At 72.8% G+C, this 15,112-nt stretch carries 12 protein-coding genes; 6 read left to right on the top strand and 6 right to left on the bottom strand.

The features are described from left to right. Window positions 1-3: 3 nt before the first annotated feature. Window positions 4-759: an SIS domain-containing protein gene (locus QQM72_RS20490; protein WP_314222309.1), complete on the bottom strand. Its 756-nt coding sequence runs from the start codon at window positions 757-759 to the stop codon at window positions 4-6. 270 nt (window positions 760-1,029) lie between these two features. Between QQM72_RS20490 and QQM72_RS20485 the strand changes: the two genes are divergently transcribed. Together QQM72_RS20485 and QQM72_RS20480 are read left to right on the top strand one after the other, a co-directional pair. Further along, on the top strand, window positions 1,030-1,722 hold the full coding sequence (locus QQM72_RS20485; protein WP_020130217.1) for a metal-dependent transcriptional regulator: 693 nt from the start codon (window positions 1,030-1,032) through the stop codon (window positions 1,720-1,722). A gap of 518 nt (window positions 1,723-2,240) precedes the next feature. Further along, window positions 2,241-3,197, top strand: coding sequence for an alpha/beta fold hydrolase (locus tag QQM72_RS20480; RefSeq protein ID WP_314222308.1), 957 nt, complete (start codon window positions 2,241-2,243; stop codon window positions 3,195-3,197). 200 nt (window positions 3,198-3,397) lie between these two features. Here QQM72_RS20480 and QQM72_RS20475 read toward each other — a convergent pair whose 3' ends face one another. The 3 genes from QQM72_RS20475 to QQM72_RS20465 are packed head-to-tail and all read right to left on the bottom strand — an operon-like array spanning window position 3,398 to window position 6,471. Beyond that, complete coding sequence (locus QQM72_RS20475) at window positions 3,398-5,005, bottom strand: transporter (RefSeq protein WP_314222307.1); 1,608 nt, start codon at window positions 5,003-5,005, stop codon at window positions 3,398-3,400. After that, complete coding sequence (locus QQM72_RS20470) at window positions 5,002-5,772, bottom strand: ABC transporter ATP-binding protein (protein WP_314222306.1); 771 nt, start codon at window positions 5,770-5,772, stop codon at window positions 5,002-5,004. The genes QQM72_RS20475 and QQM72_RS20470 overlap by 4 nt, the downstream gene beginning before the upstream one ends. Before the next feature lie 36 nt (window positions 5,773-5,808). Continuing rightward, window positions 5,809-6,471 (bottom strand): bifunctional DNA primase/polymerase, encoded by a 663-nt coding sequence (locus tag QQM72_RS20465; RefSeq protein WP_314222305.1) that lies wholly within the window; start codon window positions 6,469-6,471, stop codon window positions 5,809-5,811. Between the two features lie 335 nt (window positions 6,472-6,806). Between QQM72_RS20465 and QQM72_RS20460 the strand changes: the two genes are divergently transcribed. Both QQM72_RS20460 and QQM72_RS20455 read left to right on the top strand, forming a co-directional pair. Further along, window positions 6,807-8,192 carry a transcriptional regulator gene (locus QQM72_RS20460; RefSeq protein WP_314222304.1) on the top strand — a complete coding sequence of 462 codons (1,386 nt, stop codon included), beginning with the start codon at window positions 6,807-6,809 and terminating at the stop codon, window positions 8,190-8,192. 213 nt (window positions 8,193-8,405) lie between these two features. Continuing rightward, window positions 8,406-10,310 (top strand): hypothetical protein, encoded by a 1,905-nt coding sequence (locus tag QQM72_RS20455; RefSeq protein ID WP_314222303.1) that lies wholly within the window; start codon window positions 8,406-8,408, stop codon window positions 10,308-10,310. Between the two features lie 95 nt (window positions 10,311-10,405). Here QQM72_RS20455 and QQM72_RS20450 read toward each other — a convergent pair whose 3' ends face one another. Beyond that, window positions 10,406-11,734, bottom strand: a complete 1,329-nt coding sequence (locus QQM72_RS20450) for an ABC transporter substrate-binding protein (RefSeq protein WP_314222302.1) — start codon at window positions 11,732-11,734, stop codon at window positions 10,406-10,408. A gap of 118 nt (window positions 11,735-11,852) precedes the next feature. Between QQM72_RS20450 and QQM72_RS20445 the strand changes: the two genes are divergently transcribed. After that, window positions 11,853-12,353 (top strand): SCO4402 family protein, encoded by a 501-nt coding sequence (locus tag QQM72_RS20445; RefSeq protein WP_078615735.1) that lies wholly within the window; start codon window positions 11,853-11,855, stop codon window positions 12,351-12,353. Window positions 12,354-12,447: 94 nt separating this feature from the next. Beyond that, window positions 12,448-13,332 carry a formyltetrahydrofolate deformylase gene (purU, locus tag QQM72_RS20440; RefSeq protein ID WP_314222301.1) on the top strand — a complete coding sequence of 295 codons (885 nt, stop codon included), beginning with the start codon at window positions 12,448-12,450 and terminating at the stop codon, window positions 13,330-13,332. A gap of 163 nt (window positions 13,333-13,495) precedes the next feature. Here the strand turns inward: purU and QQM72_RS20435 are convergent, their stop codons facing one another. Then, window positions 13,496-15,073, bottom strand: a complete 1,578-nt coding sequence (locus tag QQM72_RS20435; RefSeq protein ID WP_314222300.1) for an anti-sigma factor family protein — start codon at window positions 15,071-15,073, stop codon at window positions 13,496-13,498. Window positions 15,074-15,112 lie beyond the last annotated feature (39 nt).

The raw sequence follows: 15,112 nt of genomic DNA, 5'->3' as shown, positions 1-15,112 counted from the left end.
CGTTCAGCGGTGGTAGAAGATCCGGTCCCGGTACTCCTCCATGATCCGCCCGTTCCAGTCGTGGCCGCCGTCGACGTTGCCGGAGCGCAGCAGCGGGGGCTCGATGCCGCGCTCGGCGAGGACGCCGGCCGCGGTGGCCGTCACGGCCTGGAGGAGGGCCGAGGTGACGACCGTGGAGGCGGGGGCGAAGGGCGCGGGGACGGTGTCGAGGGTGAGCTCGGCGTCGCCGACCGCGATCTTCGAGTCGAGGACGACGTCGCAGTGGTCCTTGAGGAAGGTTCCCGAGACATGCCGCGACGTCGTCTCCGCGGCGTAGGCCACCGACGTCAGGCCGATCACCCGGACGCCCAGGGCGCGGGCCTTCTGGGCCATCTCGACGGGCAGGGCGTTGCGGCCGGACAGCGAGACGATGACGAGGGCGTCGCCCGCGCGCAGGGGGGAGGTGTCCAGGACGGCGCTCGCGAGGCCGTCGACGCGCTCCAGGGCGGAGCCGAGGGTGGCGGGGGAGACGTCGACGCCGACGACGCCCGGGACCGCGAGCAGGTTCATCAGGGCGAGGCCGCCCGCGCGGTAGACGACGTCCTGGGCGGCGAGGGAGGAGTGACCGGCGCCGAAGGCGAAGAGGCGGCCGCCCGCGGCCACGGTGTCGGCGAGGAGCGTGCCGGCGGCCTCGACGGTGTCGGCCTCCTCGTCGCGGGCCCGCTGGAGCAGGGCGATCGCGGCGTCGAAGAACTGGGCGGCGAGCTTGCGGTCGCTCATCCGAAGGGCCCCTTTGCCGTAGCGGGTGTCCGTGTCGCGGATCACCGTGCGGTCTGGACCAGTGCGCTGTCAATACGCCCGGTGACGGCGTGGCGGCCGGGGTGCGGGGCTGCCTCGCGGCGGGGATCCGCGCCCCGTTGTAACCGCCTCGTTCCACCGGCGCGGCACGCTTGTCGGTGGTATCCGGCAGAATTGGGTCCAGGGCCAGCGCACGCGCCGGAGAGCCGTTCAGCCTTCGGCAGAGCCAGCAGAGCTAATCGAGGGGCACACATGTCCGGACTGATCGACACCACGGAGATGTATCTCCGCACCATCCTCGAGCTGGAAGAGGAAGGCGTGGTGCCCATGCGTGCCCGGATCGCCGAACGCCTCGACCAGAGCGGGCCCACGGTCAGCCAGACGGTGGCGCGCATGGAGCGCGACGGTCTGGTCTCCGTGGCCAGCGACCGACACCTCGAGCTCACCGACGAGGGCCGCCGACTCGCCACGCGCGTGATGCGCAAGCACCGCCTCGCCGAGTGTCTCCTCGTCGACGTGATCGGCCTGGAGTGGGAGCAGGTGCACGCCGAGGCCTGTCGCTGGGAGCACGTGATGAGCGAGGCCGTCGAGCGCCGCGTGCTGGAGCTGCTGCGGCACCCGACCGAGTCGCCCTACGGCAACCCGATCCCGGGCCTGGAGGAGCTGGGCGAGAAGGACGGCGCCGACCCGTTCCTGGACGAGGGCATGGTCTCGCTGGCCGACCTCGACCCGGGCCTGGAGGGCAAGACGGTCGTCGTGCGCCGGATCGGCGAGCCGATCCAGACGGACGCGCAGCTGATGTACACGCTGCGTCGCGCGGGCGTGCAGCCCGGTTCGGTGGTGAGCGTGACGGAGTCGGCGGGCGGTGTCCTGGTGGGCAGTGGCGGCGAGGCCGCGGAGCTGGAGTCGGACGTCGCGTCCCACGTGTTCGTCGCGAAGCGCTGAGCTCCGGCCGGGCGGGCGCGGGACGTCGTCGGGGCGACCGCCGGTCGTCGCCGAAACGCTGAGCATTGTTCAACTCCTGGGGAGCTTGGGGAAGTTGGGGTGTTCCGTCGATCTCGTCGAATCGCAGATTCCCTGTGTCGAATCGCAGCGCTCCGGCGCTTCACGTGCCAGGCTGTCGCTTGGGGCATATGACCTGAGGGGGGCCGGATGCCGTGCCGCGGAGCAGTGGAGAGCCCCGGTGCCGTACGGCACCGGGGCCTGTCCTCCCCTGTACTGACCCGGAGCCCCGAGCTCTCAGGGTCATTCCCCGCGGACCGATTTCCCCGAGCGGTCCGCCTCCCGCTGAAGGTCTCCCCTCGGCGACGGCGATCATTCCTTGAGTGTGGTCACTCGAACGAGGGGTGTTGTGTGCGGAGAGTGCATTTCTCGAAAGGCCATTCGATAGCCTGCGGGTGATTGAAGGCAGTACGAAGGCATCGGAAGCGCAGCGGTATGACGGCTAGGGGGTGCCAGGTTCTATGGCGCGACGCATCGACGTGACCGGGGCGGGCGGTGTACGCCTGGCGGCCTGGGAGTTCGGTGACCCGCCCAAGGGTGACCCGGCGAAAGCGGTGACGGAGCCCGTGATCCCGCCCCAGTCCGCGCGGAAGCGGAAGGGGGGCCGGCCCGCCGAGCCCCTCGAGGAGGGCGCCGGAAGCAGGCCGGGCGTCCTGTTACTGCACGGTCTGATGGGCCGGGCCTCGCACTGGTCGTCCACCGCCCGCTGGCTCTCCGAGCGGCACCGCGCGGTCGCCCTCGACCAGCGCGGCCACGGCCAGAGCGCGAAGCTGCCCGAGGCCGCCTTCACCCGCGAGGCCTACGTCGAGGACGCGGAGGCCGCCCTGGAGCAGCTCGGCCTCGCTCCGGCCGTCCTCATCGGCCACGCCATGGGCGCGCTCACCGCGTGGCAGCTCGCCGCCAAGCGACCCGACCTGGTGCAGGGTCTGATCGTCTGCGACATGCGGGCCTCCGCGCTGGGAGCGGCCTCGCAGCGCGAGTGGGGCGACTGGTTCAAGTCCTGGCCGGCCCCCTTCGCCACGCTCGCCGACGTCCGCAAGTGGTTCGGCGAGGACGACCCCTGGGTGGAGCGCCCGAACCCGTCCCGGGGAGAGTTCTACGCCGAGGTGATGCACGAGTCGCCGGACGGCTGGCGTCCCGTCTTCGATCCCGAGCAGATGCTCAAGACCCGCGAGACCTGGGTCTACGACGCGCACTGGGAGGAGCTCACCCAGGTCCGGTGCCCGGCGCTGGTGGTGCGCGGCCTGGACGGCGAGCTCGGCCGCGCCGAGGCCCAGGAGATGGTGCGGGTCCTGCCGCGCGGCGCCTACGCGGAGGTCGCCGACGCCGGGCACCTCGTGCACTACGACCAGCCGGAGGGATGGCGCACGGCGATCGAACCGTTCCTCGACGCCGTACTCACCCCCGAAGCCCCCTGAGGCCGCTACGGCCGTCGAAGACACCTACCGGCCCCCGGCGGCCCCCCGGATGGCTCCACGGCCCCCTTGGCCCCTTGCGGCCCGCGGAGACCCCCTCCGACGCCCGCCGAAGCCCGCCGAAGCCCGCCCGAGGCTGCCAGTCCGGTCGCCTCGGCCGGGTCAGGCGGTCGCGGGGTGAGGCCGGTCGCGCGGTCGGCCGGTCAGCCCTTGCTCACCGCCGTAAGGATCTCCGGGAGGCGCGACGCCGTCCGGGGAGCGGCCAGACGCAGTCCCAGCAGCGTGATCGCCGCGCCGTACACCGCGCCCCCCGGCAGCAGCAGCCAGGTCCAGGAGTCCCCGCCCTCGGTGACGTGCAGCCAGATCGTCACCGCGATGACGGGCGCGCACAGCAGGGCCGCCGAGACCATCCCGCCGAAGACCGCGATCCAGGCGAGACCCGCCTGGCCGGGGGCGACGTTCTTGTAGCCCTCCTGCGGAATCGAGTAGGGGAAGCGGGCCGAGGTCCAGGCGCCCGTCGCCAGCATCGCGCCGAGCAGCGCGAGGGACAGCCCCAGCGCCTCGGGCAGCTTCGACCAGTCGCCGAGCATCGCCGTCGTCAGCACGGTCACCAGCGTCGCGTACGGCAGGGTGATCAGCAGCAGGGCCAGCGCCCGCGCGCGCAGTTCGACATACGCGTCCCGGGGCGAGGAGATCGTCATCGCGACCATCCAGAACGCGGACGTGTCCTGCCCGAACTGGTTGTACATCTGGATGCCGAGCATCCCGGCGGCGAAGCAGGCGAAGTAGATCGAGCCGGTGCCCTGCAGGGCGTTGAAGACCGGCACGATCAGCCCGATGGCCAGCGACGTCACCCAGGCCGCCTTCGTCTTCGGGTCGCGCCAGATGTAGCGCAGCCCGCGCTCCATCACGGTGCCGGTACGCCCGCCCGGCAGCAGCCGCCCGAGCCCCGCCGAGCCGCGCCGTTCCCGCGCGGCCGGCTCGGCCGCCTGAAGGGTGGAACCGTCCGGCGAGATCATCAACCGGGTCAGGCTCCGCGTCCACACCCGCACCAGCAGCACCAGAGCGCCCGCGCTGACGGCGATCTGCGCGGCGGCCGTCCCGTACGCGCCCTCGCTGACCGAGTCCACCGCGCCGACCGCCGAGGCGGGCGGCAGCCAGCGCAGCACGTCCGCCGCCGGATCGAGCTGCCCGAGACCGGACGTCCCGAGCCGCTGCGCCCCGAAGTTGACGACCTGCGCCCCGATCGCGACGACCAGCCCGCTCAGCACCGCGAGATCGCGCCCCTTACGGCTGGTAAGCAGCCGGATGTTGGCGGCGGCCACGGCACGGGCGAGCGCCACGCACACCAGCAGCCCGAGGGCGACGGCGAGCACGCCCACCGTCCACGCGGCGGCCCCGTGCGCCACGGACACCACCGACCCCACCAGCATCAGCAGCGTGAACAGCGGCCCGATGCCCACCAGGGAGGCCGCCAGCAGCGCCCGCACCAGCGGCCGGGGCCGCAGCGGCAGCATCACCAGCCGGGTCGGGTCCAGGGTCTCGTCACCGCTGGGGAAGAACAGCGGCATCACCGCCCAGCCCAGCCCCAGCACCGCCGCGAGCAGCACCACCAGCGACACCGCGTGGTCGTGCCCGCGCAACGCGATCAGTCCGAGCAGCTGAAGCGCGGCGAACAGCAGCGTGACGACGGCGGAGGCGACGTACGCGGCCCGCCGCCCACCCGACTGCCGCAGCCCGTTGCGCAGCAGGGACAGCTTCAGCCGTACGACGGTGGGGACGAGGCCCGGCGGGGAGGTCGGCTCGCTCACCGGGCCGCCCCGCCGCCCAGCCAGTCGAGGTCGGAACCGGTGTCCCGCCCCTGCGCCCCGACGAGTTCGAGAAACGCCTGCTGCAAGGAGGAAGCCGAACCCCGCACCTCCTCCAGCGTCCCGTGCGCCCGGATCCGCCCCGCCGCCAGCACCGCCACCCAGTCGCACAGCGACTCGACGAGCTCCATGACATGGGAGGAGAAGACGACCGTCGCCCCGGACGCGGTGTACCGCTCCAGCACTCCCCGGATGATCTGCGCGGACACCGGGTCGACGCCCTCGAACGGCTCGTCGAGGAAGAGCACTTCGGGGTTGTGCAGCAGCGCGGCCGCAAGGCCGATCTTCTTCCGCATGCCGGTCGAGTAGTCGACGACGAGCTTGTGCTGGGCCCCGGCCAGATCGAGGACGTCGAGCAGCTGCGTGGCCCGCTTGTCGACCTCGGGCCCCGGCAGCCCCCGCAACCGCCCGCTGTAACCGAGAAGTTCACGCCCCGAGAGCCGCTCGAACAGCCGTAGCCCCTCCGGCAGCACGCCGATCCGCGCCTTCACCTCGACGGGATCGCGCCACACGTCGTGCCCGACCACCTCGACGGACCCCTGATCGGGCCGCAACAGCCCGGTCACCATCGACAGGGTCGTGGTCTTCCCGGCTCCGTTCGGCCCGACGAGCCCGATGAACTTCCCGGACGGCAGATCGAGATCGATCCCGGCGACGGCGACCTGCTGCCCGAACCGCTTCCAGAGGCTACGCACGCGTACGGACGTCATGCACGAACCCTACGGCGGAGAAAGCGCCCCAGGGGGTCAGCGATCCCGACCGCAGGCGTAGGCGAGCGGCGAGATCAACTCCTCCGCGTCCGGCAGCCAGCGGTTCGCGGCGGTGGGCCGGCACGCCCACTGCACGGCACCCCGGGACCCGAACCGTGTGGGCGGCGCGGCGACCCACATGCCCTCGCCGAGCGTCAGGAGATCGAGCGCGCCCAGCGACCAGCCCAGCTTGCGCACCAGGTCCGGCACCTTCGCCGACGCGCCCGGCAACACGAAGAACTGCATGCGTCGGTCCGGCGTCGACGTGACGGGACCGAGCGTCAACTCCATCCGCTCCATCCGGGCCAGCGCGAGGAACCCGGCAGTCTCCGGAACGGAGATCGCGTCGAACGTACGCCCGGTCGGCAGCAGGATCGAGGCGGTCGGCTGCTTCTGCCACATCCGGCGCGCGACCGTCGCGCTGCCGGTGGCCTGGGTCGCCCAGTCGGGGCCTGCGGGGTGCGCGCCCGGCGCCGCACACGCGCCGTCGCCGCAGGAGCAGCGCTGCAGTCCGTCGACGGGTTCCAGCCAGGTGCCGGGGAACACGTCCCAATGACGTTCCTCGGCGTAGCGAACAGCGGTCTCGAGCAGCGATTCCCCGCGCTGCTTCGGGATTTGAGTGGCTTCGGCGCCCGCGATGGTGTCTTCCACGATGAACACAACTCTAGCCGTCACCAGGGGTTACGCCCGCCACAGTGCGCGGGGGAGGAGCATCGATTCCGTGTCCGGGGCGCATGGGTGCACGGGCGGGGGCGCGCGGGAGGAACGGGCGCGGGAGCGGGTAACCAGGTAGAGGGGGGCGGGCGTCCGCCGGTAACCCGGCAATTCTCTTTATTCCTCGGCAAGTCTTGGCAATCCTCACATGCCTCGCATTTTCGCTGCGGCTGTGGGGCATTGATCTTCTCGGCCGGAACTTTTCGGTGGAAGACACGTCAACTCGGTGTGTGGGCGGGCACCCGCCGTCCCGGTCACCGCAGCCACAGGGGGTAGTGCCCATGGCCGCAAGGCCGCTAGTCGCGAGGCAGCCGAACGAACGGTTGCAGGCGCTCATCCAGGAGGCGGGGTGCTCGAACGCCGGGCTCGCCCGCCGCGTCAACATGTGCGGCGCCGAACACGGACTCGACCTGCGTTACGACAAGACGTCCGTGGCCCGTTGGCTGCGCGGACAGCAGCCGCGGGGCCGAGCCCCGGCGATCATCGCGGAGGCGCTGGGCCGCAAGCTCGGCCGTACGGTCACGATCGACGAGATCGGCATGGCCAACGGCAAGAACCTCGCCTCCGGCGTGGGTCTCCAGTTCTCGCCGACGGTACTGGGAGCCATCGAGCAGGTCTGCGAACTGTGGCGAAGCGACGTGGGCCGACGCGACTTCCTGTCCGGTTCGTCCGTGGCCGCCTCCGCGTTGGTCGAGCCGAGCCGCGACTGGCTGATCTCCTCCCCCGACGCGCAGGTGGCGCGGGCTGCCGGGCCCCGGGTGGGCCTCTCCGACGTCGCGGCCGTCAAGGCGATGACCCAGGCGCTGGTCGACCTGGACCACCAGTACGGCAGCGGGCACGTGCGCCCGGTCGTCGTGCACTACCTCAACAGCGTCGTCTCGGGCCTGCTGGCCGGTTCCTACCGGGAGGCGGTGGGCCGGGAACTCTTCGCGGCCGTGGCCCGGTTGACGGAACTCGCCGGCTACATGGCCGTCGACACCGGCCAACCCGGCCTCGCCCAGCGCTACTACATCCAGGCCCTGCGGCTCGCCCAGGCGGCGGGCGACAGGGGGTACGGCGGATACGTCCTCGCCGCGTCCATGAGCCATCTCGCCGCACAGCTCGGAAACCCGCGGGAGATCGCGCAGTTGGCGCGCGCGGCGCAGGAGGGGGCGCGAGGGCGGGTGACGCCGCGCGCGGAGGCGATGTTCCTCGCCGCGGAGGCGCGCGGGCACGCGCTGCTCGGTGACGTGCGCGGGGCGCAGGCGGCGTCCGGCCGCGCGGTGTCGGCGCTGGAGGCGGCCGAGCCGTCCGCCGGGGACGACCCCGCGTGGATCGCGCACTTCGACGAGGCCTATCTGGCCGACGAGTTGGCGCACTGTCACCGCGACCTGGGCCAGGCCGAGGCGGCGGCGCGCTGCGCCGAACAGTCCCTGGCCGGGCACCCGGAGAGCCGTGCGCGCCGGCGCGCCATCGGCTACGTCCTGCTGGCCACCGCGCAGGTGCAGCAGCGGGAGATCGAACAGGCCTGCCACACGGGCCTCAAGGCGGTCGAGCTCCTCGAGACGCTCCGCTCCAACCGGGGCGCGGAGTACCTGGAGGACCTCCAGCAGCGACTGGAACCGTTCCGGGACGAGTCGGTGGTAAGGGAGTTCGGGGCGCGGCTGGAGTTGCAGACCGCGGCGTGAACGGACGGGGCGCCGGCGCGTGAACACGCGGGAAACGGCGTGGTCGCGCGGAAGGAGGCGCGGACACAGCGCACGGCGCTCCGGATCTGTCACCCGAGTCACTGTCCGACCCGGTGGGAGGGAGATCACGTTCTGAGCTGCGTGGCACGGGGTTCCGGGGACCCGGTAGCGTGAACCGACGATTCCGAAGGTCCCCCATTCGTAGGAGTCCCGGTGACGCAGAGTGGACAGGGCGAGGAGCCCTCGGCGCAACCCGCGCGCGAAGGCATCGTGCTGCCCTCCGACGGCGGGGAACCCCTGCTGCCGGGAATGACGACGAACCCGCCGCGGCCGGTACCCCGCCAGGGACCGCCGTCGGGCGACCAGTCCGGCCAGTACGGCACTCAGCAGTACGGGCAGCAGCAGTACGGGCAGGACGAGTACGGGCAGGACGAGTACGGGCAACAGCAGTACGGGCAGCCGGACTACGGCCAGCACGGCCAGCACGCGCCCCAGGGGCAGCCTGGGTACGGGCAGCAGGCGCCGGCCGGCGGGCAGACCTGGGGGGACCCCTGGGGTCCCGGCCGCCAGACGCCCGCGCCGCAGCAGTCCGCCCAGGGCTGGCCGCTCCCGGCGGACCAGACGGACGGGCCGGGCCGATCGGACCAGGGACACCGGCAGCACCAGCCTCAGTACTCGCAGCAGCAGCAGCCGCAGGCCCAGTGGGACAGCGGGCAGGCGGCGCCCTGGAACGGCGGCACCCCGGCGGGAGCGGGCCCGCTCCCGCCGGAGAGCGCACCGGCGCCGGGCACACCCCTGCCGCCCGCCGCCCCCGCTTCGACCGACGACGCCGCGACGCAGTACATACCGCCGGTCCCGGCCGACCCGACTGCCGACGGCCGTGACCCGTACCCACCGCAGTTCGCCGGACCCGGTGCCGCCGACGAGGGCGCCACCCAGTACCTGCCGCCCGTCCCCGCCGCCCCCGTCGACGAGGGCGCCACCCAGTACCTGCCGCCCGTCCCCCCCGCCCCCGTCGACGAGGGCGCGACGCAGTACATACCGCCGGTCGTCCCCGGCGCGCTGCCGCCCGAGGTTTCGGCCGAGTCGACCCAGTACCTGGGCCGTACCCCGCACAGCGCCCCGGGCCCGATGCCGGCCCCCGGAACGCAGCCCGGCGCGTACTCCGACTCCGAGCCCACGCAGTACATCCCGCCCGTCGCCGCGCAGGCCGACGGCGACCGGCAGCCGCCCGCCGAGTTCGAGAACCTCTTCCGCAGCGGGCCGGCCACCGACAGCCCGGCAGGATCCACGCAGCAGCTCCCGCGCTTCTCCGAGCCGGACGCCCCCGGACGCGGCCACGGCGGTCCGGGCGGCCACGGTGGCGCACCGGGCTACGGAGCAGGGCCCGCCGCCCGTTCCCCGCAGCCCGCCTACACCCCGCCCGGTGACCCCGCGGCGGGCGGGCGGCGCGGGGCGCGTGGGGACGGCGGCGGCCGGGGAGGCCGTACCGGCTCGCGGCTGCCGTTGTTCGCTGCGGTCGGCGTGGCGCTCGCGGTCGTCGGCGTCGGCGCGGGGGCGATGCTCGCGGGCGGGGGCGGTGGGCAGGGCGACGACAACCAGACCGTCGCCGCGTCGGCCCCCGCGACCGAGGGGTCCGCGTCGGCGTCCACCGGCGCGGCCGAGCAGCAGGCCGTCGAGCTCGACAAGCTGCTCGCGGACAGCGGCAGCAGCCGGGCCAGTGTGATCAGCGCGGTGGCCGACGTGAAGGCGTGCGGCAATCTCGCCCAGGCCGCCACGGACCTGCGGGACGCGGCGAAGCAGCGCTCCGAGCTGGTCACCAGGCTCTCCGCGCTCAAGGTCGACCAGCTGCCGGACCACACCGCGCTGACCACGGCGCTCACCAAGGCGTGGCAGGCGTCCGCGTCCGCCGACGACCACTACGCGACCTGGGCCGACCAGGTGGCCGGCAACAAGAACAAGAGCTGCAAGAAGGGCTCGGCCCGCACCACCTCCGAGACCCAGGCCGGCAACCGCGCGAGCGGCACCGCCAGCGCCCAGAAGACGCAGGCCGCGAAGTTGTGGAACAAGATCGCGCGGACCTACGGCCTGACGCAGCGCCAGCCCACCCAGTTGTAGACGCGGACCGGCCGGCGCCGTCCCAGGGGTGGGACCGGGGCCGGCCGGGTGGGGCGGGTGACAGGGTGGGGCGGCCGGGCGAAGGGTGGGACGGGTCAGTCGACGTCGGCCTTCTCCAGGGTCTTCGTCACGTCCACGAAGCCCTTCTTGGCGGCCACCAGGCGGCCCTTCTGCACGGCCTGGAGGGTGACGTCGGCGTTGACCAGGCGGGGGAAGCCGATGGAGGCGAGCTGGTCGGTGAACTCCCAGCGGAGCGTCGGCGTGAGCCCGCCCGTGGTGACCTTCAGCCCGTTGTCCAGGGCGCCCCGTACGGAGTCGGCGGTCACCTCGCCGCCGTCCAGTGACTCCACGGCCTGCCGGAACACGGTGTAGGCGATCCAGGTGGTCTGCACGCCGGTGTCGGTGGGGTCGATCCGGGTGTCGGAGAACGCCTCCTCGCTGATCACCTTCTTCATCGGCGCCCAGGCGGGGTCGCTCGTCACCGGGTACCAGCCGGTGACGTAAGCCCCCTCGAAGGGTCCGGAGGCGGCACCGGCGGCGTTGATCACCGTCTGGTCGACGCTGCCGAGGACGGTGCCGGTGCGGACGTCGGGGTAGTCCGCGCGGGTGCGCCGGAACGAGTCCATGAAGGTGGCGGTGCGGTCCCCGAGCGCGGTCACCACGCACCCCTTCCCGTCCCCGGCCGAATCGCCGGTCGCGTTCCTCATGGCGGCCTCGGCCTGCGTCGCGTACTCGGTGGCGTCCTCCGGAGCCAGCTGGTCCTCGGCCTTGTCGTGCCCGCCCGCGGTCAGTCCGGCGTTGAGCATCGGGGGCAGCGCGTCGCCGGCGAGGGTGTCGGGTCGGACGAGCGAGACCGGACCGCAGGTCGCGCCGAGCTCCTTGCCGAGGCCGGCCAGCAGCGAGGGCTGGCCGCCGTTGACGGGGTAGGACAGCGGGCTGGTGAACTCGGCGTTCGTGACGCCGTAGCCGCCTATGTAGGGGATGCCGGCGCCTTCCAGATGCGGGAAGAAGGCGTCGGAGCGCTGGCTGTAGGAGCCGACCACGGCGACCGCGTTCTCCTTGACCGCGCGCCGGGCGCACGACGCCGCGGACACGGCGTCGTTGTGGTCGTTGCAGGTCAGGACCTTGAGCTTGTGGCCGTTGAGGCCGCCGTTCGCGTTGACCCAGCGGGCGTAGGCGAGGGCGAAGGCGGGCATGCCCGGCTTGTTGGTGGCGGAGGTCTCCTCGGGCGCCCACGTCATGACGACGATCGGGTCGTCCCCGGAACCCCCCGAGACACCGGGGACGACCCCGCAGCCGACGGCGAGTGACGCGCAGGCGGCCAGGGCACCCGCCGAGAGGGCGGTCGCTCTGACGGACCTGGTGAAGCGGAAGGACCTGGGGAGGAGGGTGCTTCGCGTTGATGTGCGTCGCTTGCCGGTCATGGACACGCACGATTCCGTCACATCGCTAACCTGGGAGTGACCCACGGTCAACGACTGGTGACGGCAAGGTGAATTACGGGGGCACCTGCGGTACGTGGGACGCGGAAACGTACGATCTATGACCGTGCAAGGTTCGGAGAACTCTTCCCGTCGCGGCCGTCGCTCCCCCACCATGGGCGGCATGCCACTCAACGACATGCCGTGGTGGCGCTGGCGCAGCAATGTGCGCTCCGCGCTGCACATGCTCTCCGACCCGGTGTTCCAGCAGAACGTCTGGCTGGCCGGCGTCGAGGGGTACGGGGACGTCACCGACGCCGTGTACCGCCTCGTCGAGGACACCTGGCTCGACAACTGGTCCGCCGAGAAGTACGTCGGCACGATCTTCCGCGACTCGCAGGAGGCGGCCCTCGTGGACACCGCCGTGCTGCGGGTGCTGCGGATCATGCACCAGGTCGGGCCGGACGCCCCGGTCTCCGCGTACGTCGACCACGAGGCGTGGCCTGAGGCGGTACGGGCGGCGCGGGACGCGCACGTGCGGATGGCGGCCAGCGACGGTGACGACGCCGACGCGCCGCCGCGCACCCTCGAGGTGCTGCGGATCATGACGCGCGCCGCGTAGGCCGCGCGCCGGGCCGGGGGAGCGGGGCGGACGCCGTGTTCCGTCCTGCGGGACGATTGACCACGGCGGTGGCCGGTGTGCGACCCTGTCGGGCATGAACGCGCAGCCCGCCCGAGCCGCAGCAAACGCCGCCGACCAGTACGTCCTCACCCTTTCCTGCCCCGACAAGCAGGGCATCGTGCACGCCGTGTCGAGCTATCTCTTCATGACCGGCTGCAACATCGAGGACAGTCAGCAGTTCGGCGACCACGACACGGGTCTGTTCTTCCTGCGCGTCCACTTCTCGGCCGAGCCTCCGGTGACCGTGGACAAGCTCCGGGCGAGCTTCGCGGCGATCGGCGACTCCTTCCACATGGACTGGCAGATCAACCGGGCCGACGAGAAGATGCGCGTCGTCCTCATGGTCAGCAAGTTCGGGCACTGCCTGAACGACCTGCTGTTCCGCGCCAGCATCGGCGCGCTCCCGGTGGAGATCGCGGCCGTGGTGTCCAACCACACCGACTTCGCCGAGCTGGTGGGCTCGTACAACATCCCCTTCCGCCACATCCCGGTGACGAGGGAGAACAAGGCGGAGGCCGAGGCCCAGCTGCTTGAGCTGGTCCGGGAGCAGGACGTCGAGCTGGTCGTCCTCGCCCGCTACATGCAGGTCCTCTCCGACGACCTGTGCAAGCAGCTCAGCGGCCGGATCATCAACATCCACCACTCCTTCCTGCCGAGTTTCAAGGGCGCCAAGCCGTACCACCAGGCGCACGCGCGGGGCGTGAAGCTGATCGGAGCGACGGCGCACTATGTGACGGCCGACCTCGACGAGGGGCCGATCATCGAGCAGGAGGTCGAGCGCGTGGGGCACGGCGTCACGCCGGACCAGCTCGTCGCCGTCGGGCGGGACGTGGAGTGCCAGGCACTGGCGAGGGCCGTGAAGTGGCACGCGGAGCGGCGGATCCTGCTCAACGGGCGGCGCACGGTCGTCTTCGCGTAGCCGTCGCGAGCCGCCGTAGGCCGTAGGCCGTAGGCCGTAGGCAGTAAGGCGTCGCGAGTCGTCGCGGGCATCGGCGGGCCGTCCCGCCGGCGCTCCTGCCCGGCGCCGGGCCGCCCTTGTCCGGCCATGGCGGGCCGCAGGGGGTCACATCAGCCGCATCCGGCTACATCCGGCTCAGTGACGCCGCCGCGAACAGTACGTCCCTGATCGCCTCGCGGTCGCCCAGCTGGCCCGCCGCCGCCTCCTCCGGGGAGACGTGGCCGGCGGCCAGGCGGCAGAACTCCACGTCGTCCAGGGCGACGTGAGCCACCTCGTGGTCGGCGGAGCCCACCGCGCCCGGTGAGTCCAGCGGGATCAGCCACTGGCCGCCGCCCGAGCCCTCGATCTCCAGGCGCAGACTGCGGCCGGGGTGGCCCGCGGTCACCAGGTGGCGGGTGCGCGAGGGCGTGGTGAGCCCCGCGCGGCGGCGGGCCGCGAGGGTTTCGGGCAGCATCCGCGCGGCGAGGTCGATCATGCCGTGCAGGTGGCGTGGGGAGGGCGGCGCGTAGGGGTAGTCGACCGCTTCCGCGATGTCCTCGGCGTGCACCCAGCACTCGAAGGCCCGGTCCAGCATCGCGTCGCGCAGGGGCAGTTCGAAGCCGCCGTACGACACCGGCAGGGTGCCGGGGCCTCCGCCGGTGAAGGACACCGTCCGCACCAGGGCGTGGGTCTGTTCGCGCCAGGGGCCGCGCACGGAACGGGTGGGCGGGAAGTGCGAGCCCGCCCAGAACGACTCGGTGCGCCGGGCCGGGGTGTCCACCTGCCCGCCCGACCCGCCCGTCCCGGTCGCGCCGTCCCGCCCGTGATCCTTGTCCGTCTTCTCTGCCTCGTCCGTCTCGTCCGTCTCGTCCGTCTTGTTCGTCTCGTCGGCACCGCCCGGCCTGTCGCCGGTGGTGAACGGGGTCAGCGGGTCGTCGAGCCCGAGGGCGACGGCCACCAGCCCGTCCACGGCGAGCAGGTGGGCGATGACTCCGGCGACGGTGGTCCGGCGGCTCGTGGCCCCCTCGCCGCGGAACCAGCGCAGCCGCACCGGCGCGTGCCACTCGGCGTCCCCGAAGTCCTGGAGCAGGGCGTCGAGCCGCGCGGTCTCGGCGTCGTACGACGCCGCCCAGACGGGCACCGGGATGCGGGGCGGACGCCGGTTCAGGCAGCCGTCGAGGACGCGGGTGCGCAGGCCCGGGTCGAGGTCGAGGCTCTCCGGGCGCTGGAGCAGGCCGACCGCCTCGCGCAGCCGCCGTGCCTCGTCCGCGCAGGCTCCGCAGTCGCCGAGGTGCTCCTCGACGGCCGCCGTCTCCTCGGCCGAGCAGGCCGCCAGTGCCCAGGCGCCCAGCAGGGACTTGAGCACCGGGTGCTCGAGCGTGAGCGGTCCCGGGCCGGCCGGCTCCGCGGGCGGCAGCGGCAGCCCGCTGTCCTCCACGGAGGCGCGGGGGAGCGGGATGCGCGGCGGGCGGCCGGGTTCGCCCGCCGCGGACGTGCCGTTTCCGTCACCGGAACCGCCGCCGTCCGAGTCGCTGCCCCCCGAGTCGCGGCCCCCCGAGTCGGTGTCACCGAAGCCGTTGCCGCCGGAAGCGCCGGGGCCGCTCGGTCCGTTGTCGTGGTCGCCGGACGCCGTTGCCCCGCCCTCCTCCGGAGGCCTCTCCTGGTGCCTCTTCCCGTCCCTCTCCGTGTCCCTCTCCGGGTCCGTCTGCTGGTGCCTCTTCATGTCCTCTTCGTTTCCGCCGTCTTCGGGCGGTGGGAACCC

This window comes from Streptomyces zaehneri (assembly GCF_032248645.1).
GTDB lineage: Bacteria > Actinomycetota > Actinomycetes > Streptomycetales > Streptomycetaceae > Streptomyces > Streptomyces coriariae.
This window is presented reverse-complemented; position numbering and strand designations above follow the sequence as displayed.